22 protein-coding genes are annotated in these 22,877 nt (G+C 52.4%); 14 read left to right on the plus strand and 8 right to left on the minus strand.

Annotated features, from left to right (window positions below; genetic code table 11):
* Window positions 1-59: 59 nt before the first annotated feature.
* Window positions 60-815 carry an IclR family transcriptional regulator gene (locus tag M4I36_RS16575; RefSeq protein WP_258112893.1) on the minus strand — a complete coding sequence of 252 codons (756 nt, stop codon included), beginning with the start codon at window positions 813-815 and terminating at the stop codon, window positions 60-62.
* 242 nt (window positions 816-1,057) lie between these two features.
* Between M4I36_RS16575 and M4I36_RS16580 the strand changes: the two genes are divergently transcribed.
* From M4I36_RS16580 to hpaI, 6 genes are all read left to right on the plus strand, one after another.
* Window positions 1,058-1,552 (plus strand): flavin reductase family protein, encoded by a 495-nt coding sequence (locus M4I36_RS16580; RefSeq protein WP_258112872.1) that lies wholly within the window; start codon window positions 1,058-1,060, stop codon window positions 1,550-1,552.
* Between the two features lie 56 nt (window positions 1,553-1,608).
* A complete protein-coding gene (locus M4I36_RS16585; RefSeq protein ID WP_258112873.1) occupies window positions 1,609-2,355 on the plus strand; it encodes a fumarylacetoacetate hydrolase family protein in 747 nt (248 codons plus the stop codon).
* 108 nt (window positions 2,356-2,463) lie between these two features.
* A complete protein-coding gene (gene hpaE / locus M4I36_RS16590) occupies window positions 2,464-3,969 on the plus strand; it encodes a 5-carboxymethyl-2-hydroxymuconate semialdehyde dehydrogenase (protein ID WP_258112894.1) in 1,506 nt (501 codons plus the stop codon).
* Complete coding sequence (gene hpaB, locus M4I36_RS16595) at window positions 3,959-5,440, plus strand: 4-hydroxyphenylacetate 3-monooxygenase, oxygenase component (protein ID WP_258112874.1); 1,482 nt, start codon at window positions 3,959-3,961, stop codon at window positions 5,438-5,440. Before hpaE ends, hpaB begins: the two co-directional genes overlap by 11 nt.
* Window positions 5,441-5,459: 19 nt before the next feature.
* A complete protein-coding gene (hpaD, locus tag M4I36_RS16600; protein ID WP_258112875.1) occupies window positions 5,460-6,473 on the plus strand; it encodes a 3,4-dihydroxyphenylacetate 2,3-dioxygenase in 1,014 nt (337 codons plus the stop codon).
* Between the two features lie 16 nt (window positions 6,474-6,489).
* Window positions 6,490-7,374 (plus strand): 2,4-dihydroxyhept-2-ene-1,7-dioic acid aldolase, encoded by an 885-nt coding sequence (gene hpaI, locus M4I36_RS16605; RefSeq protein WP_258112876.1) that lies wholly within the window; start codon window positions 6,490-6,492, stop codon window positions 7,372-7,374.
* Window positions 7,375-7,446: 72 nt separating this feature from the next.
* Here hpaI and M4I36_RS16610 read toward each other — a convergent pair whose 3' ends face one another.
* Genes M4I36_RS16610 through M4I36_RS16620 form a run of 3 tightly spaced genes read right to left on the minus strand, consistent with a single transcriptional unit; the run spans window position 7,447 to window position 10,274 of the window.
* Window positions 7,447-7,800 carry an antibiotic biosynthesis monooxygenase family protein gene (locus tag M4I36_RS16610; RefSeq protein WP_258112877.1) on the minus strand — a complete coding sequence of 118 codons (354 nt, stop codon included), beginning with the start codon at window positions 7,798-7,800 and terminating at the stop codon, window positions 7,447-7,449.
* A 60-nt stretch (window positions 7,801-7,860) separates the two neighbouring features.
* Entirely contained in the window at window positions 7,861-8,913 is a 1,053-nt protein-coding gene (locus M4I36_RS16615) for a cytochrome d ubiquinol oxidase subunit II (RefSeq protein ID WP_258112878.1), read from the minus strand.
* Window positions 8,910-10,274 (minus strand): cytochrome ubiquinol oxidase subunit I, encoded by a 1,365-nt coding sequence (locus M4I36_RS16620; RefSeq protein WP_258112895.1) that lies wholly within the window; start codon window positions 10,272-10,274, stop codon window positions 8,910-8,912. Before M4I36_RS16620 ends, M4I36_RS16615 begins: the two co-directional genes overlap by 4 nt.
* A 271-nt stretch (window positions 10,275-10,545) precedes the next feature.
* Here M4I36_RS16620 and M4I36_RS16625 point away from each other — a divergent pair, with 271 nt between their 5' ends.
* The 7 genes from M4I36_RS16625 to M4I36_RS16655 all read left to right on the plus strand — a co-directional run bounded on the left by M4I36_RS16625 (window position 10,546) and on the right by M4I36_RS16655 (window position 17,685).
* On the plus strand, window positions 10,546-11,115 hold the full coding sequence (locus M4I36_RS16625) for an RNA polymerase sigma factor (RefSeq protein WP_258112879.1): 570 nt from the start codon (window positions 10,546-10,548) through the stop codon (window positions 11,113-11,115).
* The gene (locus M4I36_RS16630) at window positions 11,115-11,930 is read left to right on the plus strand and encodes an anti-sigma factor (RefSeq protein WP_258112896.1); all 816 of its coding nucleotides are present in this window, start codon (window positions 11,115-11,117) and stop codon (window positions 11,928-11,930) included. The genes M4I36_RS16625 and M4I36_RS16630 overlap by 1 nt, the downstream gene beginning before the upstream one ends.
* Window positions 11,931-12,069: 139 nt before the next feature.
* A complete protein-coding gene (locus M4I36_RS16635; protein WP_258112880.1) occupies window positions 12,070-12,843 on the plus strand; it encodes a polysaccharide deacetylase family protein in 774 nt (257 codons plus the stop codon).
* A 127-nt stretch (window positions 12,844-12,970) separates the two neighbouring features.
* On the plus strand, window positions 12,971-13,186 hold the full coding sequence (locus M4I36_RS16640) for a DUF3311 domain-containing protein (RefSeq protein ID WP_258112881.1): 216 nt from the start codon (window positions 12,971-12,973) through the stop codon (window positions 13,184-13,186).
* A gap of 27 nt (window positions 13,187-13,213) precedes the next feature.
* Entirely contained in the window at window positions 13,214-14,722 is a 1,509-nt protein-coding gene (gene mctP / locus M4I36_RS16645; protein WP_258112882.1) for a monocarboxylate uptake permease MctP, read from the plus strand.
* Between the two features lie 213 nt (window positions 14,723-14,935).
* Window positions 14,936-15,541, plus strand: a complete 606-nt coding sequence (locus tag M4I36_RS16650; protein ID WP_258112883.1) for a DedA family protein — start codon at window positions 14,936-14,938, stop codon at window positions 15,539-15,541.
* A 215-nt stretch (window positions 15,542-15,756) separates the two neighbouring features.
* Window positions 15,757-17,685, plus strand: coding sequence for an APC family permease (locus M4I36_RS16655; protein WP_308661384.1), 1,929 nt, complete (start codon window positions 15,757-15,759; stop codon window positions 17,683-17,685).
* A 176-nt stretch (window positions 17,686-17,861) separates the two neighbouring features.
* Here the strand turns inward: M4I36_RS16655 and M4I36_RS16660 are convergent, their stop codons facing one another.
* Together M4I36_RS16660 and M4I36_RS16665 are read right to left on the minus strand one after the other, a co-directional pair.
* Window positions 17,862-18,317 carry a PaaI family thioesterase gene (locus tag M4I36_RS16660; protein WP_258112884.1) on the minus strand — a complete coding sequence of 152 codons (456 nt, stop codon included), beginning with the start codon at window positions 18,315-18,317 and terminating at the stop codon, window positions 17,862-17,864.
* Between the two features lie 141 nt (window positions 18,318-18,458).
* The gene (locus tag M4I36_RS16665) at window positions 18,459-19,700 is read right to left on the minus strand and encodes an NAD(P)/FAD-dependent oxidoreductase (protein WP_258112885.1); all 1,242 of its coding nucleotides are present in this window, start codon (window positions 19,698-19,700) and stop codon (window positions 18,459-18,461) included.
* Window positions 19,701-19,897: 197 nt separating this feature from the next.
* Here M4I36_RS16665 and M4I36_RS16670 point away from each other — a divergent pair, with 197 nt between their 5' ends.
* On the plus strand, window positions 19,898-21,184 hold the full coding sequence (locus tag M4I36_RS16670; RefSeq protein WP_258112886.1) for a homoserine dehydrogenase: 1,287 nt from the start codon (window positions 19,898-19,900) through the stop codon (window positions 21,182-21,184).
* Window positions 21,185-21,228: 44 nt separating this feature from the next.
* Here M4I36_RS16670 and M4I36_RS16675 read toward each other — a convergent pair whose 3' ends face one another.
* Entirely contained in the window at window positions 21,229-22,308 is a 1,080-nt protein-coding gene (locus tag M4I36_RS16675; protein ID WP_258112887.1) for a GerAB/ArcD/ProY family transporter, read from the minus strand.
* Window positions 22,286-22,877, minus strand: a 592-nt coding sequence (locus M4I36_RS16680) for a Ger(x)C family spore germination C-terminal domain-containing protein (RefSeq protein ID WP_258112888.1), incomplete at its 5' end; no start/stop codon positions are given. The genes M4I36_RS16680 and M4I36_RS16675, both read right to left, overlap by 23 nt.

Here is a 22,877-nt window from a genome sequence, read left to right on the forward strand (position 1 = left end):
TTGAATATAGGCACAATCTGCCTTCAACTATCAATCCAGGGGAATTACGAGTTTTTGCGTCACGTCGAAAAGTGTGCAGAGAGTGCCCGGGCGGCTTCCCGTACGGTGTTTACCGTTCGCGCCAGGGACTCTCTGTCCCACGATATGGATGGTCCATTGACGCCGATGGCGGCAAGCATCTGTTGCCGCTTCCCGAACACGGGGGCGGCAATACCAGTGACGCCAAGAATGGCTTCTTCATGGTCAACATAGACTTGCTCAAGGCGAATTTTGTCCAATCGACTGTTCACGGTCTCTGGTTCTGTCACCGTTCGCTCTGTAAATTTTGGAAACCCTCTCGAAATTACGGACTCTAGGTCGGCAGGCGAAAGGTAAGCCATCGTGACATACCCAAAGGCGCCAAAACATAACGGTCGTCGCGGTCCTTCAAAGACGGACACTTTAAGTCCTTCCGGGCGTTCCCGTCGATATACGTAAACGAGTGTTTCTTCCTCTCGCACGGATAGCAGGACGGTCTGTCCTGTCTCTTCATACAGTCGCAACAAATGGGGCTGCGCTTCTTCACGGACATTGAGCGTAGCCTCGACAATGTTGTTCAATTCCATCACAGCAAATCCGAGCTGGTATTTCCGACTATCTTTGTCAAAACGAATCCAGTGCTTGAGTTCCAGCGTGTAAAGAATTCTGTACGCCGTCGCTTTAGGAAGTTTCGTGAGGGTGACAATTTCGTCGATGGTCAATTGTGGAGCATGTATGGAAAAGGCTTGTAGTACATCGATGGTTCGTTCGAGTACGCGAATCGGCTCAATATGCACATTGCGCAATGAGAGCGCCTCCATTCTCGCTGATACTTATCGCCAGAACCCAATGCAATTCACTGGATGCTCGTCGCAAAGGTCGTTGACAGACGAGACTTGATTCGATACGATTTTATAAGAATAGAATGAATTATGCAATTCACCAGGCGAATTTGCGATGTCCTTTTGCTGGACGACGGGTTTCTTCATTTGAAAGCGGCACATCGCGGCCGCAGTCCTTGTAGTGGAGAGGAGGGAGCATGGTGGTACAGACGGTTGACAAAACAGAATTTCGGAAAGTGTTGGGTCAGTTTGCCACGGGAGTGACAGTTGTCACGATGGAAGCGGACGACGGGATTCATGGAATGACAGCCAATTCTTTTACTTCAGTGTCGCTCGAGCCCCCGCTGGTACTGGTCTGTATTGCAAAAGGGTCGCGCATGGCGAAGCATATTCAGTCCAGTCACAGTTTTTGTATCACGATTCTCGCTGCACAACAGGAGAGTTTGTCGCGCTATTTTGCGGGTGGGCGTGGCTTGGATGTCAAGCCAGACTTTGAATTCGTTCCTTTTTCAGGGACACATCGGGTAGCTGGAGGGTTGGGAGCACTAGCCTGTGAACGAGCTGATGTCTTTTCCGCCGGTGACCACGACATTGTTCTCGGCCGTGTCATCAGTCTTTACCGAGCCGAGGAGGCCATTGAGCCACTTTTATTTTTCGCCGGCGCTTACGCGGAGCGTCGTCGCAACGAATAGTACCTCTGGAAAATATGTTGACGAAAGACGAATCATGGGGAGAGTGGAGAAACCGGATGAAACACGCACGCTATATGCAAAATGGTCGGGTACATTACGGCACGGTCAGCGAAGAAGGAGTACTTCTTGATGAGAAGGGCGCCGCCGTATCGGAACAGGTGGTCACTTGGTTGACCCCCATCGAGCCTCGGAATGTCGTCGGGTTAGCGCTCAATTATGCAGACCACGCGGACGAACTTAAGCTAGACATTCCGAAAGAACCAGTTCTCTTCTTGAAGGCGCCGAATACGTTCATTGGCCATCGACAAGCAGTGGTTGCACCTACTGGCATTGAATACATGCACTATGAGGTCGAATTGGCAGTTATCATCGGTCGAGCTGGAAGAAATATTGACCGACGCAATGCTATGGAGTATGTAAGCGGATACACCATCGCCAATGATGTGACCATTCGTGACTTTGTGGGCAATATGTACCGTCCTCCGATTCGAGCCAAAGGGTTTGACACGTTTGGACCCATGGGTCCGTGGTGGGTAGACCGCGATGACATACCGAATGTTTCCAACGTTGGACTTCGCACCTATGTCAATGGTGAATTGCGGCAAGAAGGAAATACGCGGGACCTCATTTTTGACATTCCGTATCTCATTGAGTTCATAAGTTCGTTTATGACTTTGCAGCCGAATGACATGATTTGGACCGGAACGCCGAAAGGTGTGTCGCACGTATATCCTGGCGATATCATGCGCCTTACGATTGACCACATTGGCTCACTGGAAAATCCCATTGTAACGGAGTCGTGATGGAGATGGTCGGGCGGGTGACGGTCTCCCACCCGCTCTGCAGAGAGCATGCGAGAGACTGAGGATTCGAGGGGGAGGACCAGAGTGATGACGGAAATAGGACGACCGATGCCAATTCAACCGGCTCAACACTTTATCGATGGAGAGTACACTGAGGGCGCGCTGGGTAAGCGCTTTGAAACCATCAACCCGACGACTGGGGAAGTCATCACCACCGTTGCGGAAGGATTCGCGGAGGATATTGAGCGAGCGGTAGAAGCGGCCTATCGCGCTTTCCATGAGGGACCGTGGCAGACCATGACCACGAAAGAACGGGCTGCCGTGATGAACCGCATTGCCGATGGATTGGTGGCGCACGGCGACGAATTGGCGTACCTGGAAACGATTGATACCGGGTTGCCCATCTCGCAAGCACGCGGGCAGGCCGCACGCGCAGCCGAGAATTTTCGTTTCTTTGCACGCAAAGCGGAAGAGATGACGGGGGAGACATATCCTGTTGACGGCGCTTTTCTCAATTACACACTGCGCCGCCCGGTCGGGGTGGCCGGACTCATCACTCCTTGGAACACTCCGCTGATGCTCGCTACCTGGAAAATTGCGCCGTGTCTAGCGACAGGCAATACGGCAGTCCTCAAGCCAGCAGAGTGGTCGCCATTGACTGCGACCAAGTTGGCACAAATTCTTCACGAAGCGGGGGTGCCCAAAGGCGTATTCAACGTGGTTCATGGTTTCGGCGAGACTGCTGGCGCAGCACTCGTTCGCCATCCACTGGTCAATCTCATCTCGTTTACGGGCGAGACGACGACCGGCGAGGAAATTATGCGAAACGGCGCATCGACCTTAAAGCGGTTTTCGATGGAGCTCGGCGGAAAATCGCCGATTCTCGTATTTGCTGACGCAGACTTAGACCGGGCTCTGGATGCCGCCGTATTCGGACTGTTTTCTCTAAACGGAGAGCGCTGTACCGCTTCTTCGCGGCTGTTTGTCGAACGTTCTATTCAGGCCGAGTTTGAAGAACGCCTTGCTGCTCGTGTGGCCAACATTCGAGTGGGCAATCCGCTCGACCCAGAGACTGAAGTAGGGCCTCTGATTCATCGCCAACATTTTGAGCGCGTTCAAGACTATATTCGGCTTGGCACAGAAGAAGGTGCCACTTGCGCTGTGGGGGGTCCGTCACCAGCGAACCAAGTCGGAAATATCGTCCGCCCAACCCTCTTTACGAAGGTAGACAATCAAATGCGCATCGCCCAAGAGGAGATTTTTGGACCCGTGCTTGTGACCATTCCCTTTGATACGGAAGAGGAGGCCATTCGCCTCGCCAACGACATCCGGTACGGACTGGCAGCATACGTTTGGACCAATGACTTGACGCGCGCCCATCGCGTGTCCGCGCAGATTCAATCCGGGATGGTGTGGATTAATTCCCAGAACGTCAGAGATTTGCGGACGCCGTTTGGCGGATCGAAATACAGCGGCATTGGACGAGAAGGGGGCCACTACAGTTTCGAGTTCTACACAGAACTGAAAACCATTCACGTCGCTCTCGGCCATCATCCAATCCCCAAATTTGGCATGAATCCACCGACAGAGGGAGGCAATAACCATGGGCGCTAGAACAGGAGCAGATTATCTCGAGCGGATGGACCGCGAAGGACGGGAAGTTTGGATTGACGGCGAACGGGTGGAAGGTCCGATGTCAAAACACCCGGCGTTTCGCAATGTCATGCAGAGTATGGCGCACCTGTACGACCTGCAGCACGAAGAGCAGAACCGCGATGTAATGACCTTTGATGTGGGTGGATCCCGCTACGGAACGTCGTTTCTGGTGCCCAAAACGAAGGACGACTTGGCGCAGCGGGCCCGCATGATGAAGACCTGGGCGGACGCCACCGGAGGCATGATGGGTCGCTCGCCAGACTATCTCAACAGTGCCCTCATGGCGATGAGCCAAGCGGCAGCGTACTTCGCTGAAAATGCGCCTGCCTATGCTGAGAACATCCGGAATTACTTTGCTTATGTTCGGGAGAATGACTTGGCGCTCACGCACACGCTCATCAATCCACAGGTCAATCGTGCGTTAACCGTGAGTCAACAGGCCAATCCACACGTAGCGGCGCACGTGGTGGAAAAAAACAAGCAGGGCGTCGTCATTCGCGGCGCTCGCCTGCTCGCCACGCAGGGCCCCATCACTGACGAAATTCTAGTCTTCCCTTCCACCCTCCTCAAAGGGACTGAAGAAGATAACCCGTATTCCTTCGCGTTCGCCATCCCCAATTCGACGAAAGGGCTGCGCTATATTTGTCGCGAGACGTTCGACTATGGAAAGTCCCACTTTGACCACCCGCTCGGATCGCGCTTTGAGGAGATGGACGCACTCGTTGTGTTCGATGACGTCCTAGTCCCTTGGGACCGCGTGTTTCTTCTCGAAGATGCCAAACTCTGCAATAACCTTCACATGCAGACACACGCGACCCTGCACATGACACACCAAGTGCTGCAAAAGAACATTGCGAAAGCAGAATTTGTGCTCGGAGTGGCCGAAGAGATGGTGGACGCCATCGGGATTGGCCAATTTCAACATGTGCAGGAGAAAATGAGCGAGATTATCTTGGCTGTCGAGACGATGAAAGCGTTTAATACTGCGGCTATTGCGGATGCCACAGTCGATGAGTGGGGGGTGATGACGCCGGCTTGGAATCCGCTCAATGCTGCGCGCCAGATGTTCCCGAAAACTTATCCGCGGCTGGTTGAAATCATACAATTACTCGGCGCGAGCGGTCTCATGGCCATTCCGTCGGAGTCGGACATGACGAGCGCGATTCGCCCGGACATTGACGCTTATCTGGTGGCGCGCAACGTCCCTGCCGCAGACCGTGTGCGCTTGTTCCGGCTCGCCTGGGATACGGCACTCAGTGCCTTCGGTTCACGCCAAGTGCTCTATGAACGCTATTTCTTTGGCGATCCGGTGCGCATGGCGGGCGTCTACTATCAGTCCTACGACAAATCGGCGGCAGTGGAACGGGTGCGGCGATTGCTCGAAGAAAGCAGTTCGACGGATGCCAAGACGGCGCATCCGATGGGTTGATGCAGGAGGTGAGAGTGACGTGTCGAAGACTAGCGTAGCAAGAGTGGGTGGCATTGACATTCTGCGTGCTGCCCACGCAGAGTTGTGGGTGACAGACTTGGCGCGCTCCCGCGAATTCTATGTGGACTTTTTGGGCTTTGTGGTTTCTGAAGAAAGTCGCAATCAGATTTATTTGCGGGGCGTGGAGGAGCGCGTGCATCACAGCTTAGTGTTGACTCAGGCAGAGCATCCAGCGGTAGCCCATCTCGCCTTTCGCGTTCTGCGTCCGGAAGATTTGGAAGCGCTCTCAGAGCTGTATAGAGCAGCAGGATGCTTGGTTCGTGAGCGGGCGCCAGGAGAGGAGTGTGGCCAAGGCCGTGCGGTCCTCGTGGAGGACCCGAATGGATTTCCTATTGAATACTTTTGCGAGATGGACGCGGTGCCGTCCCACCATCAGTTGTATCATTTGCACCGCGGTGCGGCGGTGCGGCGCATGGACCATTTCAATCTGTTCGTCGCTGATTTTGAGTCGGCATATTCGTTTTGGACAGAGAAATTGGGATTTCGCCTGACCGAGTACGTCGAGACGGATGACGAGCCGCGGCGGATAACAGCAGCCTGGCTGCATCGCAAACCGAGTGTTCACGATGTCGCGTTGATGCAGGGCAGTGGGTCCTCCGTGCATCACTTAGGTTTTTGGATGGATGATATGCAGTCCATCATTCACTGTTGCGATTTGCTCGGAGGCGCACAGCGCCACCTGCACATTGAGCGTGGGCCGGGTCGCCATGGGATATCGAATGCCTTCTTTCTGTATCTGCGCGACCCGGACGGGCATCGCATTGAACTGTATACGAGCGATTACTTGACCATTGACCCAGACCTGGAACCCATTCGCTGGAGTTCTACGGATCCGCGCCGACAGACGTTGTGGGGGCACAAGACTCCCGAAAGCTGGTGGCAGGAGTCCTCACCAGTCGTCGACCTGACCACGATGCAACCGCGTTTGAATCAGCAGGTGGTGTCCGAGCAACTGCGCCCATTCATCAAATAGGAAGGCAGGTAGGCGAATGAATACTTTGCGAGGTTCCATTGTACCGATGGTCACCCCTTTCACAGAGCAAGGAGCTTTTGATGAACCGACGTACCGTGAATTAATCGATTGGCAAGTGGAAAGCGGTAGTCACGGCATCTCTTGCGCGGGGACCACTGGGGAGCCAAGCTCTCTGACCATCGAAGAGCGGGAATATCTCCTCGAAGTCACCGTGGAGCAGGTGCGGGGGCGAGTGCCGACCGTGCTCGGGACCGGATCGACCAATCATACAGAGACCATGCGTCTGACCAAGCATGCGGAGCGTCTGGGTGTGGATGCTGCTTTGGTGATTGTTCCCTATTACAACAAGCCTTCGCAGCAAGGCTTGTACGAACACTTCCGAACAGTTGCCGACAGTGTGGACATTCCCATCATTGTCTACAACATTCCGGGGCGGACGGGCGTCAACATGGAGCCAGCCACTTTGGCTCGATTGCGGCGTGACTGCCCGAACATTGTCGGGGTAAAAGAGTCTAATAAGAACTTCGAGCAAGTAAGCCACGTGCTTCATCACTGCGGCCGCGATTTCAATGTGTACTCGGGGATTGAAGAGTTGTGCTTTCCCATGTTGGCACTGGGGGGAGCTGGGCATATCAGCGCCACGGCGAATTTGATGCCGCGAGAAGTGGCGGAACTGTTCGACCTGTGTGAAGAAGGGCGTTGGGATGCGGCGCGCGATTTGCACTTTCAGTTGTTGGAATTGAATGAGGCGCTGTTCTGGGAGACCAATCCTGGGCCGCTGAAGGCGTGTATGGCTATGGCCGGAAAGATTAAGCCCGTCATTCGCAGTCCGCTGGCTCTGCCGTCGGACGAGATGCAAGGGCGTTTGCGTCAAGTCTTGGCCAAGTACAATCTCGTTTGACGCACGCTAGCTGCACACGTTTTTTTCACGGGAGTTTCCGACGGGACCCGGTTGGCCGACCGGGCCTCCCATCTACCCGTGCTTCCTCTCGACCGGGCTGTGTGTGAAAAAATTATCGGCCTCTACTTTGCAGATGCGAGTAGAAAAACTCTGGTACCAGTCTGAAACCCCCCGCGCTTTCGCCATTCTGTGTCCGGAGTCCTTGCGCCAAGCGTCAACTGCAGAGAGCGACTCCCAATACGAGATGAGAATGCCTCCGTTATTTTGTTCGACGTGTTCTGCGCCCAGGAACCCTGGTTTGGAACTGGCGGCTTGCAACATTTGGCGCTCCATATCGCCATACTCTGGAGTGTCTAGATGGGTGCGTTCATAGCGGAAAATGACGGCGTAGTATGGGGGATTAGGAGTGAGGATGCTCGGATTCAATGGACATAAACCTCCTTAGAAAGTGTGTTTTGGCAAGTCGGATGGCGGCAGGGGGCGCGCTCAAGAGCGCGTCCCCTCTTTTCGGGGCACCGAAGGTCTTTCGTCACCAGAGTGGCGGCCGAGAAAGAGTCGCCACAGCCAGAGGAAGCCTGGAAACAAAATGGCCAGCCCGATGAGTAGGACAATCATGACCGACCGAAACATTTCTGAGTTCGTGAAACTCGCATCAACGGTCAGTGTGGGATACAGGAAGTAAGGCAAGTGCGCTCGGCCGTAACCGATGGTCGCGAGGAAATACTGGGCCACGGACCACACGGCTGCGGCGCGAATGAGCCGACTTTGCCTCCCTACGGCCAATAGCAAGCTGACGAGAGAGCCCGCGTAACAGATGGCGGATCCGATGAACCAAAGTTTTTCTGACCACAGGTTCACGGCGAGCCACGGTGCATGAGCAGAGACGATGGCCAGGCATGCTGCCGCAGCCAACAAGGCTATGGGACTCAGTTGCAGGGCATGGCGACGGTAGATCTGAAAGGCGGTAGCATCTCCCTGAACGTCGGAGAAGTCGGCGAGAATGACCGCTGCCAGAGTTATCTCGCTGAGAATACCGAGCGCGATGTACGACCACGTGACGGGGCTGGTGAAGAGGTGGCCGAGTGCCAAGACAGGATGCCCATTGGAAATGTAGACAAAACCTCCTTCGGCGATGGCGAAGATGGACAGCAACAGAGCGGGAATGAGCAGTCCTGTGACGCCGGAAATGATTCGCAGCAATCGCGCGTGGCGTTCTACTGCGTGCGCGTAAGCCATGAATACGGTCCGCAGTGTCAGTAAGATGAGGATGAGCCCGCCTGGCACGAGCAGGACATCGCCTAGTTGAAATGCTGCCCCCGGAAACAACCCGACGACGGCGACAGCGAACAGGACCAAGAAGACATTGGTCACTTCCCAGAGTGGGGAGAGGTATCGGTTGGCGATGGAGCCTGCTGTCAATTCGCGCTCGTCGGCATACCACATGGACCAAAATCCAGCACCGAAGTCCACGCTTCCAGCCATTGCATAGAGAAACATGAGCAACCAGAGGAGCAGTGCCCCCCACATGGCGTCCGTCATGGTAGCCACACCGTCCGTTTCCAGCCCGAGTTTGGCTCCTGAATGTCTTGAGTCAGAGGATGGCGGCGGAAGTAACCGACCAGAACGAGAATGGTCGCCACTCCGAGGAGAGCATAAAGAGAGATGAAGAGGCCAAACATCAACCCTACATGAGGGGCGTTGGTGACAGCATCCGCAGTTCGCATGAGGCCGTAGATAATCCACGGCTGTCGACTGATGCACCCGTAACACCAACCACATTCGATGGAGACGAGCGCCAGCGGACCTGTCAATACAAACACCCACAAGAGCCACGTTGGGAATGGTTGGTCTGTTTTGCGCCGGAGTGTTTTTATGAGCCATGCCCCCAGTGCCACCACAATCAACAAAGAGCCGCACCCCACCATTGCATCAAACAAGTCGTGGACGAAGAGAGGCGGCCACTCGTCGCGCGGGAATGCGTCAAGGCCTTTTACATATCCATCCCATCGATCCGTTGCCAAGAAACTGAGCGCACTTGGAATTCGAATCCCCCAGATAGTTTGTTGATGCGCTGCATCGACCCAACCGCCCACGACCAAGGGGGCGTGGCGCATGCTGTGAAAGAGCCCTTCGCCAGCCGCTAATTTAAGGGGCTGATACTTGGCTAAGAATTTTCCACTCGCATCGCCGCTGATGGCTGTCATGATGCCGAACAGACCACCCAAAGATAGGCACAGCATCAGGGCTTTTTCTTGATGCTGGCGCTCCCGTTGACTGCGGACGCGGCGGAGTAGTCCGTATGCCGCTACGGTAGCGAGGATGAAGGGAACCGTCATGTACGCCGAGATGAGGACATGCAGGTCGGAGGTGGGCAACGCCGGATTGAAGACTGCTTGCCAAGGGTGGACATCGGTCACGCGGCCGTGGTCGAACCGAAAGCCTTGCGGAGTGTTCATGAAAGCGTTGGCATCTGTAATGAGGAGAGCGGACAAAGCGGCTCCTAGAGCTACTAAGCTGACGCTGAAGATGCGCCAGCGTTGTGGGATTCGATCCGCTGCGTAGACATAGATGGACATAAATACGGCCTCTAAAAAGAAAGCGAATATTTCAATGAGAAAGGGGAGTGCGATGACTTGACCGACGATTCGCATGAAGCGGGGCCAAAGTAAGCTGAGTTGCAGTGCGACGGTTGTTCCAGTGGTAATACTGACTGCTAAAAGTACGGTAAATCCTTTGGTCCAACGGCGTGCCATAATCAAATAATCGTGGTCGTTGGTCAGTGTGTATGACACTTCTGCAATCAACACCATCAGCGGAATTCCCACCCCGAGAGTCGCAAAAATAATGTGGAAGCCCAGAGTTGTGCCGAAGAGGGCGCGAGCCAGTACAACGTGATCCACCATGATCCCCTCGTCCTTCATGTCTTGATGTTGGTCGCTGCCGAAATGGGTTTTCTTTGTGCTTGCGCTAAAAGCATCACCATAAATGGTCGGATTATGCATGACATTCTCGTTTCAGGGGCGGTGCAGACGGGCAGTGACGCGAAAAATGGCGAGATCGGCGACACAGAATTCTCTCGCGGCGTTTTCCGTAGGAATGGTCTATACTTTGAGCAGATGGACTGATAGGTCATGGTTGTGACAGCAGGCCATCAAGGAGGACCTTGGTCGGATGACACGAACGGATGAAGAATTGATGCGAGACATCGCAGAGGGTAGCCGGGCTGCTCTGACGGAACTGTACCGACGGTACGAGCGACCCGTCTACGGTTTTGCTCTGAGAATGGTGCGCGACTCCCAGGCGGCAGAAGAAATCGTCCAGGATGTTTTTACTCGGATTTGGAAAGCGCGTGATTCTTTCAATCCGTCGAGTGCTAGCTTGCGGACATGGATGCTGACTATCGCAAAACGGATTGCGATTGATTATATTCGGTCCCGTCAGCGTCGAGGAACACTTGCTTTGGATAGTGAGGAAAAGACGTATGACGTACCGGATCGGGCAGCGCTTCCTGACGAGATGGCATCGCACGCTGATACGTCGCGACAAATTCGTCAAGCGCTGGATTCTTTGCCGAGTGATCAACGCATTCCTATCGAACGTATGTATTATGAAGGGTTGACGCAACAGGAGATTGCCGAGATACTTTCGGTCCCAATAGGTACTGTGAAGAGTCGGATTCGGTTAGGGATGGAGAAGTTGCGTCGGCAACTCACGTCCGTGGAAATGGAGGAGACGCTGTGATGGACACGCAGGAACTGTGCAGTATGCGTGAAGCGTACGTCCTCGATGGATTGACAGATGAGGAACGCCGTCACTTTGAGGAACATTTGAAGACCTGCAAAGAGTGTCAGCAAGAAGTAACGGCACTGCAGGAAGTCGCGGACTGGATGCTGTACGACTTTGACGAGGTGGAGATACCAGACGGCATGGAGTCTCGAGTGCTGGCGTCTGTGTTTGGAGACGAACTGTTCGAAGAGGGCTCTGTTGCCATTCGTTCAGGGGGTGCGAAAACAGGCTCTGCGATGGATTCTAGACCTGCGGTCGATTCTGGCTCTGCGATGGATTCTGGACACATAGTGCGCATCCCGCAAGCATCTCGCCCCAGCCGGAGAACATCCGTTTTGCGCTGGCTCACACCGATAGCGGCTTCGGTTCTTATTTTGGCGGGAGGATCCGCTTACTTATATAGACAAAGTCTAGGGCTTTCACCACTTCGCGAGTCCGTAGGTACTGTGCAGGCGCAATTGCCTATGACCGCTGTCACCAAGGGCTCTGCTGCCGTCTTGACGGTGGCGGACAGGCTTTCTCAGCAGAGTTTGCTCATTCGATTTTCTGGACTGCCAGAAACCAAAGGGTCGCAAATTTATCAAGTCTGGGCGATTCGACCGGGGCAAGCGCCAAAGTCTCTCGGAGTCTTTTATCCGGGTCGACATGGTCAGGCCCTCTTTGCCTCCGTGTTGCCTAAAGGGTATCCTACGGTCGCGGTCACCCTGGAGCCTCATGCTATTGACAAGCAACCCGAGGGCAAAAAGATGTTTGTTGCCAACTTGACCTAAACGCACGTATCGGGAAATAACGGCCCTCTCTGGGGGGTGGCACATGTAGGTCGTCACTCCAAAGAGCGATTCAGATAAAAATGGAAAGTATGTTTTTGCCTCCGCCGCGCACACTACGCGGCGGTAGGTGGAGGCTGTGTTGAATTGTTTGACGCGGATTATAAATGTCGTTGGCAGATGTCGTAAAGGGTCCATCACACTGCAGGTCTCGGTCTTGTGCAAACCGCTCGTCGCGATGACTGTGGTGCTTCTATTCCTGTGTTTTGCGGTTTCTTCTGTGCAAGCTGCTCCTCGCATATGGTTGTCGGTACCCACGGAGACGAAAGAAATTGCCCTGACCTTTGATGATGGCCCTAGTGCCACTTTCACGCCACAGGTCCTCAAGTTGTTGCGCAAATACCATGCACACGCCACGTTCTTTGTAATTGGCAATCGCATTGTTCCTATGCGAACCCTGATTCTCGACGAACTTAGACAAGGTCATGAAATTGCCAATCACACTTATCATCATGTCGTGCTTCGTGGTCTCGGTGCAGAGTCGATTGCGCGCGAGTTAGAGTTGCCAAAAGATGCTATGGAGAAGGTTGCGGGAGAAGGGCGTATTGCACCGTGGTTTCGTCCGCCTCGTGGACACATGGATAAAGTGGTGATAAAGGTCGCTCGTCTGCACGGTTACCGAATCGTGCTCTGGAGTGTCGATTCCAGAGATTGGGAAAACCCACCGGTCTCGCGGCTGATTCAGCGTGTACTCAAGCATACGAAGCCGGGGGCCATCTTACTCTTTCACGACCAAGGTGGAGACCGTACGGTCACCATTCAAGCTTTGTACCGGTTGCTTCCTTCTTTAGAGGCAGAAGGATATTCGTTTGTCACTGTCAGTCAACTCGTTCATGACAGTACGTCACTAGAATGAATCAATTCATAATCAGCTTTGATATGTATTCTATCAATGAAAATAATTTGTATCTCGTCCTCAATTGACTTGTGACATGTTTCAATGTATTTTGCAATCAAGTCGATCGTATCGAGGAGGTGAAAAAATGACTGAAGAATCAAACAAAAAACGTCGTTCATCTCGTGCTTGGCTTTGGCTGTTGGTCATTCCGCTCGTCGCCACACTGTATCCGCCATTTTACTCGTTCGTGAAGCCGACGTTCTATGGCATCCCGTTCTTCTACTGGTATCAGTTTTTGTGGGTGATTATTGCGGCGATCCTTACGGGAATTGTCTACTATGCCACTCGGGAGAAAGTGTAGATCACTCAGAAGAGGAAGTGAGCAAAGTTGAATTGGACTGCACTGTCGGTCTTCATTGTTCTATTTGCCCTCGTGACCGTCATGGGTTTCATTGCAGCCCGTTGGAGACGGGGAGATTTGACAGAATTAAACGAATGGGGTCTTGGTGGGCGACGTTTCGGGGCCATTGTCACTTGGTTTTTATTGGGCGGAGATCTGTACACTGCATATACGTTTATCGCAGTTCCAGCACTGATGTTTGGGTCCGGGGCACTTGGGTTTTATGCCGTCCCTTATACCATCATTGAGTATCCTCTTGCATTTCTCTTTTTGCCAAGATTGTGGTCGGTAGCGCGCCAGCACGGGTACATTACCGCGTCCGACTTCATTGAAGGTCGGTATGACAGCAAACTTCTGTCTTTGGCGGTTGCGCTTACAGGCATTCTCGCAACCATGCCGTATATTGCTCTACAGCTCGTCGGGATGAAAGCAGTCATTGGAGCCATGGGCTTATCCGGAGATTGGCCGCTCGTCATCGCCTTCCTCATCCTTGCGTTTTACACGTATACAAGCGGTTTGCGCGCTCCCGCGATGATCGCTTTTGTCAAAGACATTCTCATCTATGTCGTCATTTTCGTGGTGGTCATTGCTCTCCCTATCAAATTGGGTGGCTTTGGACACATCTTTCACGCGGCGGGCATAGCACTTTCCACGCATCACCCGAAAGGGTCTTTGGTGCTCCCCAAACCAGCATTTATGCCGTATGCCACCCTTGCGCTGGGCTCTGCAGTCGCACTGTTTCTCTATCCACACGCGGTGACGGGTGCGCTCAGCGCCAACAGCCGTCAAACCGTCAAGCGAAACATGGCTTTTCTACCCATCTATTCGTTCATGCTCGGTATTGTGGCTCTACTCGGTATTGCGGCTTTAGCGGCAGGTGTGCACACGAAAGTGACCAGCAATGTGGTTCCACTCTTGTTCCTCAAAGAATTTCCCTCTTGGTTTTCTGGCGTTGCCTTCGCCGCTATTGCCATTGGTGCATTGGTTCCGGCAGCCATTATGTCCATCGCGGCATCGAATCTCTTTACGCGCAATATCTATAAAGCATATTTCGTAAAAAACCCGTCTCCTCAACATGAATCGAGAGTCGCCAAATTATTTTCATTGCTGGTCAAGCTAGGAGCGCTGTACTTCGTTATCGGCATTCCAACTCAGTACGCCATCAACCTTCAACTCCTTGGTGGTATTTGGATTTTGCAGACGGTACCGGCGATTGTCCTCGGTCTCTATACGCGTTGGTTTGACCGCTATGCGTTACTGATTGGCTGGGCGGTCGGAATGTATTATGGCACCTCTATGGCGGTTGCCAACGGCTTTAAATCGTCTATCTACGCCATTCATTTTGGACATCTGACGATTGCTGCCTATGCAGGACTTACGGCCGGAGTGGTGAACCTTGTGATTGCCTTTGTTTTGACCGTGGTATTCCGGGCACTGCGGTTTCACCAAGGCAAAGACGCAACCGTTCAGGAGGACTACAAGGTGGAGGTCGTCTAAAAGAAACGGTTTTTGAACGAGAAAGAGTCTTAGATATCGCAGGTATGATGTAAATCTTTTGGACCACACTGGAATATCCTCGTGTGCGGCGGCGGACAATGAATTACTATAAGGGTAGTTATGTCCGCCGTCTGTCAAGCCCCAATCGACTATCTATACCACTCATTTCCTTTTGTGATAATCGTGAAACAGACAAGGTGGTGTTCGTACCGTTTGCATATTCACATTCATGCACTGATTCAACATTACGGTTATTTTGGCGTCTTCTTTGTGCTCCTCTTAGAGATGGTCGGAGTTCCGTTTCCTGCGGAGACCACTCTGATTGTTTCTGGCGTGGAGTGGGCGCAAGGGACATTTTCCTTATTGCCACTGTTGGTTATGGCTGTTCTCGGTAATGCCTTTGGCTCAACCTTTGCTTATTGGCTCGGGAGGTTTCTCGGACGCACTATCTTGGTGCGATTTGGTCGCTATGTCGGAATGACCGAGTCGAGGCTCAACGTCGCCGAGCAGCAATTCTCGAGGTGGCGAGGATGGTTGGTCGTGGTTGGGAAATTTATTGCTGGAGTGCGAGTACTGGTGCCTTATCTTGCAGGTATTGACGCGATGCCTTTTTGGCAGTTCTCAGCCCTGAATTTGCTCAGCGCGCTGATGTGGACGGTAACTTTTGTTGTCTTTGGACGCTATGTGGGCGTAGCTTGGAATCACTATCATGTAGTGCTCCTTCACCGTGGACTGCCTATCCTCATCTTGTTTGTCCTTGTCGGCATAGCTGCCGTTGTCTATCGGAGGAGACGGGAGCATCGTCGCGATGCGCATTGAGGTAGCGGCGCCAAACAAATATCCCGCTTTATGGCCCCATCGCGTTCCCTCGGTGCGCAAAATAGCGATGTTTCAGATGGGTTGCAAGGTGGCAGGGAAAGGATGACTTTTTTCTTCACGAACGTGCACAAATTCGCGACCTAGGTTGGTCGCGCTATTCGACAAATTAGGGTACACTAGCCAGGACAGTGAGTAGAAATGGGGGCCCTGGCAAGTTGCAGACACCGATGACGTATATCGATCCCATCGTGATTATTTTGGCGTTGGTCGCTTTGTGGTTTGCGGCGTCTAACTTCACATCGTTTAAGCGCTTTGTAGTTGGTCGACCGATGCGAACGCGGGAACTGAATTCTCGACATAACAAATTGTTTTGGGTCATTGCTTTGCCTGTCTTGGCTGCCGATCTCTATTCATCCGTCGCGTATGGACCAGAAGCAGGGATTACTGAGATTGCCAATTTGGGCCCGGACATAAAATGGTTGATTCTTCCGATTACCGGATCTACCGTGGTACTGCTCATTATTCTTATTACGTCTTACATCATGGGTGTGAGAGCCTATCCGAATGGTGGTGGCGCATATGCCATTGCCAAAGACAACTTCCGTCAACCTTGGGTCCGTTTAATGGCGTCAACGGCTTTGATGATTGACTACATATTGACCGTAGCTGTATCTATCTCCTCTGGTGTGGAGCAAATAGCTTCCGCCTATCCACGTCTGGCACCACATGTGGTCGGTATTTCTGTGCTCTGTCTATTGATTATCCTCTTTGTCAACTTGCGCGGGGTCAGTGAATCGGCCTCCCTATTTGCCTGGCCGACACTGTTCTTCATGGTCTGTATGCTCTTTCTCATCGGCTATGGTTTTATTGATGGTGGTCCGCACGGCGTAGTCAGCGCTTATACGCCTCCGTTTGGCACTTTTCCGCAGTCGCTCACTCTTTTGTTGTTGCTGAAGGCATTCTCTTCGGCGTGTTCGTCGCTCACTGGTATTGAAACCATCTCCAACTCCGTTCCAGTGTTTCGAGAACCCCGCACCAAAGGTGCCATTAAAGCTTACGTCGCACTGGGAGTTGTTACCGGCATCACACTCCTTGGATTTTCGTCATTGCTCTATTTCCAGGGGATTTCAGTAAATCCAAACAATTCGATGCTCTCACAGTTACTTGGCGTCTACTTTGGTCACAGTATCATTTATCAGGTCATCATCTGGGCAACATTCATCGTGCTCATTCTAGCGGCCAATTCCACGTTCACGGGATTCCCCCAGTTGACCGCGCTGGTTGCTGGAGACAGCTTCTTGCCGCGCGCTCTGCTGATGAGGGGTGACCGGCTTGGCTATTCTAATGGGATGCTTGTTTTGTCGGCGCTCGCCACACTGCTGATTGTAGGCTTTCGAGCGAATACGAACGCACTGATACCTCTCTACGCAATTGGCGTTTTCGTGGCTTTTACGATTGCGCAAGCGGGTTTGGTTCGCCGTTGGTTGCGAGTTCGAGGAAAACTATGGAGAACGAAAGTCATTGTTAATGGCTTCGGTGCCATCGTCACAGCCGTGGTCTCGGTTGTCTTCGCAGTCACGAAGTTTACAGGTGGCGCTTGGATTGTATTGGTCGTCCTCCCGCTCATCATGTTCATTGCCACGCTCATTCGCCGACACTACCTCAAGCTTGCTGACGAAATTCGCATCAATCCTACAGATGCCAAGCCAGAGCCGCATCATGTGGTCACGGTCGTTCTTATTTCAGGGGTGCACCGCGTCACGTTGAATTCGGTCTCGTTTGCGCTTTCAATTGGCTCAGATGTCGTTGCTTTGTACATCGGGTTTGATGATGAGTCCATTGAAAAAATGGAGAGAAGATGGGAGGAGTGGGGCAATCCGTGTAGGCTTGTCACCTTGAAGAGTGAATATCGCTCGCTCATCAACCCCATACGTAGATTTTTAAAGTTCCTGGAGACGTATGAAGGTGGGCAGGCAGACCATGTGCATGTCATTCTGTCTCAGTTTTTACCAAGTAGTCCTTGGGCACAGATTTTGCACAATCAGTCTTCGCTGCTGCTACGTACATGGTTTCTGTGGAATAAAGATATCGTCGTGACGACTGTCCCATATCATTTGGGGGATAGTGGAGCCCCTCGGCACTAGAGTCTCAAGCGGTTGCCCCGCTAAGACTCTCGGCGTCGAGTGACTGCCTCTTGTGGACTGAATCATACGGCTTAACTCCCGGACCGACCGTAAGTCGACCATCGGTGAATGAACACGCGTCGATAGAGTTTTGGCATCTCCGTCCTAGATGAGGAAGAATGCAATCGACGATGAAGTTACGAGGGCTGCTCAGTCGATAACAGGTTCATCACCTCGGGCCCCATGCCCATTTGGTGGCGCTGGTCGTCCGAGAGAACCATCATTTTTGCCGTCGCCTCGGCCTTTAATTCCCCTTCTTCATTGTGGAGCGTGGCGTGGACGAGAATGAGTTTCCTTGTTATCCGAAGCGGCTCCGCTTCTATGACCAGTGTTTCGCCGACACGTACGGGGGATTTGAAGAGGACGTTGAGCTCTGCGGTGACAGTGATTTTATCCATGTAGGTGGGGACATAAGCACAAGCTTCATCGAGCAACGTGCTTGTGATGCCCCCGTGCTGGATGGTCGGCCAACCAGCCATCTCCTTCTCCACAAAAAACCGCGCGGTTGCTCCGTATTGACCCTTGCGAGTGAATTGTACGTGCAGACCGCGAGGATTGTCCGGCCCGCAGACAAAGCAATAGTGGTTGCCCATCACAAAAGCGCTCCTTCTGTCGAAGAATCTGAATTTATCATAGCACAAGCTGCTTTCCTCGATGAAGTGCAGTTTCCGCTACAGGCATCGCAAGTTCCACTCCTTCAAGTGCCACTCCTTCAAGTCCCACTATCAAGGTGATCAAAAGAACATTCGCGTCCATCGTGGCATCCACGTCATCCTGGTAGGTGCAAACAAGTCGTCTTCGGGATGCGTTCCGTTCAGAATCGAATCGCGAATGATATGGGCGGCGATGGTATAGTAGACAGTTCCGTTTCCACCGTAACCGAGCGCCACATAGCAACAGGGGTGTTGCGGGTGGCGGCCGATGAGCGGGAGGCCATCGAGCGAGTTTCCGAAGGTAGCTGCCCAGCGATACTCTACTCGGGCATCCTTGTAGCGCGGAAACAGCGAGTTGAGTCGTTGCTTTAATTGATCCGTTTTCTCTAGTAACTTTTTGTCTCGAGCGGGACCGTCTGCCACTGGAATGTCCAATCCGCCGACAATGATGCGATTGTCGGCCGTAGTGCGCAGATACAGATACGGCCTGGCCGTCTCCCAAATCAGACAGCGCCGATGCCAATCGGACAGGTCGGACACGGGTTCGGTAGCGATGGCGTAAGTGCTCTGCAGAGCACTTCCTGGAAAATGGTGTTGCTCTTCCGATTCGTACCCCACGGCAAAGACGACAAAACGCGCTCGGATTTTTCGCTTCTGGGATGTCAACAGAGTCGGACGATGGTGGGATTCACAAACTTGAACAACATTAGTGTCTTCGTAAATTTTCATCCCGTCACTTTCTAAGGCAGAACAAATGGCATGCGTCAATCGAAACGGATTCATTTCTGCGTCGTTGCTTGTCCACAGAGCTGCTGGCTGCTCGAATGGAAAATGCGCCCGTATTTCCACTGGAGATAAATATTGTACTGGAAAACCATAGTGTACCAGTGCTTCATACTCCCGCTCCAGTGCATGTACGTCGTGTTTTGTGGAGGCGAAATAGAGGCTCTCACGGCGACGCCACTCGGTCGTTTCGGGCAATTGAAACGTTATCTGCTCTAATTCGTCGATAGCGCTTTGGCACAGGCGATAGAAACGGACCGCCTTTTCCTCTCCATGCCGTTCGATAAGTTGGCACAAGGAAGTGTCATTGGCATACTGAACGAGTCCTGTGTTCGCAGAACTGCTACCGCACCCGACGGGACGTTTGTCCACGAGGACAACGTTGAGTCCCGCATGGTGGAGATACCAAGAGCAAATAGCGCCAGCCTCTCCAGCGCCCACGACGGCAACATCGCAGTCTAAATCCTCTTCTAAACTAGGATAATGTTTGTGGTTTGGGTACGCATCTAACCAGAGGAGTTTTCCGGTTGTCAAATCCATTTCCGTTGTCCCCGCTTTCTGCGGCGATTGTTGCCAAAGTGGAGTGGGTTGAAACGCAAGTCTCATCCGTCACAGCATGCCTAAGTTTGTGCGGGATATGCGGGTGTGAGGTTGTTCAAATTCTTGACAGGCCTTGGAACTCGGTGTATAACTAGCTAAACTCTTCGGAACGTTCTAGAGAGAGGGAGCAAAGAGCTGTGAATGTGGCCCTTGGTTTGTTAGGTTGTGGCACTGTTGGCGAAGGTGTGGTTGCCCTGACTGTGCGTCGGGCTGATAAAATTAAGGATTTGACTGGATTTTATCCAGTCATTGAACAGATTCTTGTCCGCGATTTGCACAAGACCCGCAATGTAAGTTTAAAGCCTGGCCAGCTGACTGCAAATGCATCAGAGATATTAGAGAATCCCAATATCTCTATTATCGTTGAGACGATGGGTGGTATTGAACCAGCGCGCTCATACATTCTAGAAGCTTTGAGACGCAAGAAACATGTGGTCACTGCCAATAAAGATCTGATTGCACTGCATGGTCCAGAAATTCTCCAAGTTGCAGAAGAGTCTGGGGTTGAAGTTCTGTTTGAAGCTGCCGTGGGTGGAGCCATTCCGCTGGTAGGGCCTCTCAAAGAGAACTTAACTGCGAATGAAGTGACAGATTTAAAAGGGATTATTAACGGAACGACCAATTTCATTTTGACGAAGATGACCGAAAGCGGAGCGGACTTTGATGAGGCACTCGCAGAAGCTCAGGCGTTAGGTTTTGCGGAAGCAGACCCGACGAGCGATGTGGATGGACTGGATGCAGCCAGAAAGCTTGTGATTTTAGCCTCTATTGCGTTCCATACAAAAGTAGAGTTGGGGGACGTGCAGGTAGAGGGGATTCGCCGCGTGACCGCGCGAGACGTTCAATATGCGAAGGAAATTGGGTGTGTTCTCAAACTCATCGCAACGGGTTCTGACCGAGCAGGGAAACTTTCGTTGCGAGTACGGCCCGCGCTCATTCCCGGCAATCATCCGTTAGCGCATGTCAGTGGCAGTTACAACGCACTATTTGTGCGCGGAGATGCTGCTGGTGATTTGATGTTTTTTGGAAGAGGAGCCGGGTCCATGCCCACAGCCAGTGCGGTGCTGGGGGACGTGATTGCTTTGCTGCGCAACATCGGCTTAGGCGTGGCCGGTTCTCCAGCGAGCCGTATCTTGTTAGAGAAGCAAGTCGTCCCGGACGATTTGCCATACCGTCATTATGTGCGATTTTCAGTCGATGACATGCCGGGTGTTTTCGCGCGCATTGCCAATATGTTTGGAGACGCACAAGTCAGTATGGAGACGGTTTTGCAAAAGAGGGTGTCGCATGGAGAGGCCGAGATTGTCATTGTCACTCACGAAATACCGTCGAATCGGATTGACGGTCTCAGAGACGCACTGTTACGCATGACCAATGTCCGAGCGATTCACTGCGTGATGCCAGTAGAACCTCTGTCCGATTGACGCGGTTCAGGTCTGGAAATCTCTTTGACTGGTATGACCAGGTCTTAGTCACGTGAATAAGAGGGGGTTCGTCGGCCTCTCAGCGAGTCACAAATGGCCAGTGCCATCAGGACAATCGCAAAACCAGAGCTCCAAGTATAAGCGGTCAGTGCCGTTTGAGTTCGAACAAACGAGGCGCTGCAGTATATCGAGACACACGCAACGCTTAAAAACAGGATGTATTTCCACCGTATAGACCATGTCCGGTCTTCCGCTAAAGTATATCCTGACAATTGGAGAAACAGGGAAGTCCGAATGAAGGAGCCCATCGCAGCCAAGGCTAAACCGTACGTATCAAATCGGTCAATTAAGATGACTTCCATGGAGCGTAAGGTTTCTTCACTGGGGTATAGAAAATTTTGTGCCATTTCGAGGCCGTAGATGGAAACTGAGCCCATTGCAGGCATGACCATCATGAAGGCATTCAGACAAATTCCAAGACTCCACCAGCGGAAAAGCGTTTTTGTTGAGCTGGGTACGGAACGCAATTGAATGAGTAAAGCGAGCGTTTCAGTCCACATCCCGCCCGTTATAAAAAGTCCCTCGAAGACTGGACTCCATCCGTTCTCCAAAATAGGTAGCCATTCCGACCAGTCTTTGGAGGAGTGGTCAATCATTGAGACGGATAGTCCAGTGAGCATGGCAATAGTCGCCAAGAGACTTCCCATCCAAACCGTCACCTTGATATCCTTGCTAAGGGAATAGGCGATGAGAAGTAGATAAGGGATGTTGACGAGCATCGGGGGCGTGTTGGGAAGAAAGTTAATCCGCACAAAAGACAAGAACAGTGTCGAAGACACGATGGCGTTCAATACGTTGTAGAACACAAACGAAATCTGAAAGAAGCCGCGCCACAGATGCGGGTATGTCCTGAAACGCTGGGATAGTTCCAAACCGGAGCGGGCATGAACCATTTTGGCGAAGACCCAAGTGAGCGGGAGCATGAGACAGAGAGATATGAGAACGGAAATCCAAGTATCTCGCCCCGAGTGCTGCAGGAACATCGAAACCAAAAATAGGTGTCCCATGACAGGGAGAGTAATCAGGGAGAGCAGCATGGCTTCAAAGGGGCGAACTGTGGCCATGGGAACCTCCTTTAAGAGACGGCGGTGCAAGATTCCGGCGAACCAATCCAGGATGTTGAATCGTCACTTGGACGTGGACGCGAATCTCTGCGTTGGAGAACACACTATCCCACAGAGACGCATGCTGATGCCACTGGCTTGGGTCATGCCGATAGACATACAGTCCAACCCTCAACGCGTCGCAGGAGTCCGTTTTTTGTAAGGCGGTAATGGTCTGTTGGCAAATGCGCTGGACCGCATCCTCGGCTTTCCTTTCGAGACTGCTTCGGTGGGCTGTGCTCCAACTGTCGTCCGATGTTCCGTCTTGTGCTATGGTTCCCTGTAAATGCAGGAAGTATTGCACCTGAAGATGTTGACCAACCCAGTGCACCTGAAGTCGTTTGTGTTCCGCGTTTAATTCGGGACTGCTGAATGAACTAAAAACCCTGCTGTAACAAGGATTTCGCGTGCAATTTGTCGAATGAAAGTGTATGGATTTTGAGCGGATTGAGTAAAAAACCGTGCACTTGGGGGAAGGACATTGTACGCGAATCATCAGGATCAACAAATACTTCCAGGAGACTTCTTTT

The organism is Alicyclobacillus sp. SP_1 (genome assembly GCF_024706985.1).
Lineage (GTDB): Bacteria > Bacillota > Bacilli > Alicyclobacillales > Alicyclobacillaceae > Alicyclobacillus_I.

What these genes read in the sequence shown, in the direction of transcription:
- hpaE (WP_258112894.1), top strand. Translation starts at nt 2,464, where the DNA reads ATGCCAATTCAACCGGCTCAACACTTTATCGATGGAGAGTACACTGAG.
- M4I36_RS16580 (WP_258112872.1), top strand. Translation starts at nt 1,058, where the DNA reads ATGGTGGTACAGACGGTTGACAAAACAGAATTTCGGAAAGTGTTGGGT.
- M4I36_RS16630 (WP_258112896.1), top strand. Translation starts at nt 11,115, where the DNA reads ATGGACACGCAGGAACTGTGCAGTATGCGTGAAGCGTACGTCCTCGAT.
- M4I36_RS16640 (WP_258112881.1), top strand. Translation starts at nt 12,971, where the DNA reads ATGACTGAAGAATCAAACAAAAAACGTCGTTCATCTCGTGCTTGGCTT.
- M4I36_RS16665 (WP_258112885.1), bottom strand. Translation starts at nt 19,700, where the DNA reads ATGGATTTGACAACCGGAAAACTCCTCTGGTTAGATGCGTACCCAAAC.
- M4I36_RS16660 (WP_258112884.1), bottom strand. Translation starts at nt 18,317, where the DNA reads ATGGGCAACCACTATTGCTTTGTCTGCGGGCCGGACAATCCTCGCGGT.
- M4I36_RS16675 (WP_258112887.1), bottom strand. Translation starts at nt 22,308, where the DNA reads ATGGCCACAGTTCGCCCCTTTGAAGCCATGCTGCTCTCCCTGATTACT.
- M4I36_RS16625 (WP_258112879.1), top strand. Translation starts at nt 10,546, where the DNA reads ATGACACGAACGGATGAAGAATTGATGCGAGACATCGCAGAGGGTAGC.
- M4I36_RS16615 (WP_258112878.1), bottom strand. Translation starts at nt 8,913, where the DNA reads ATGACGGACGCCATGTGGGGGGCACTGCTCCTCTGGTTGCTCATGTTT.
- M4I36_RS16585 (WP_258112873.1), top strand. Translation starts at nt 1,609, where the DNA reads ATGAAACACGCACGCTATATGCAAAATGGTCGGGTACATTACGGCACG.
- hpaB (WP_258112874.1), top strand. Translation starts at nt 3,959, where the DNA reads ATGGGCGCTAGAACAGGAGCAGATTATCTCGAGCGGATGGACCGCGAA.
- hpaI (WP_258112876.1), top strand. Translation starts at nt 6,490, where the DNA reads ATGAATACTTTGCGAGGTTCCATTGTACCGATGGTCACCCCTTTCACA.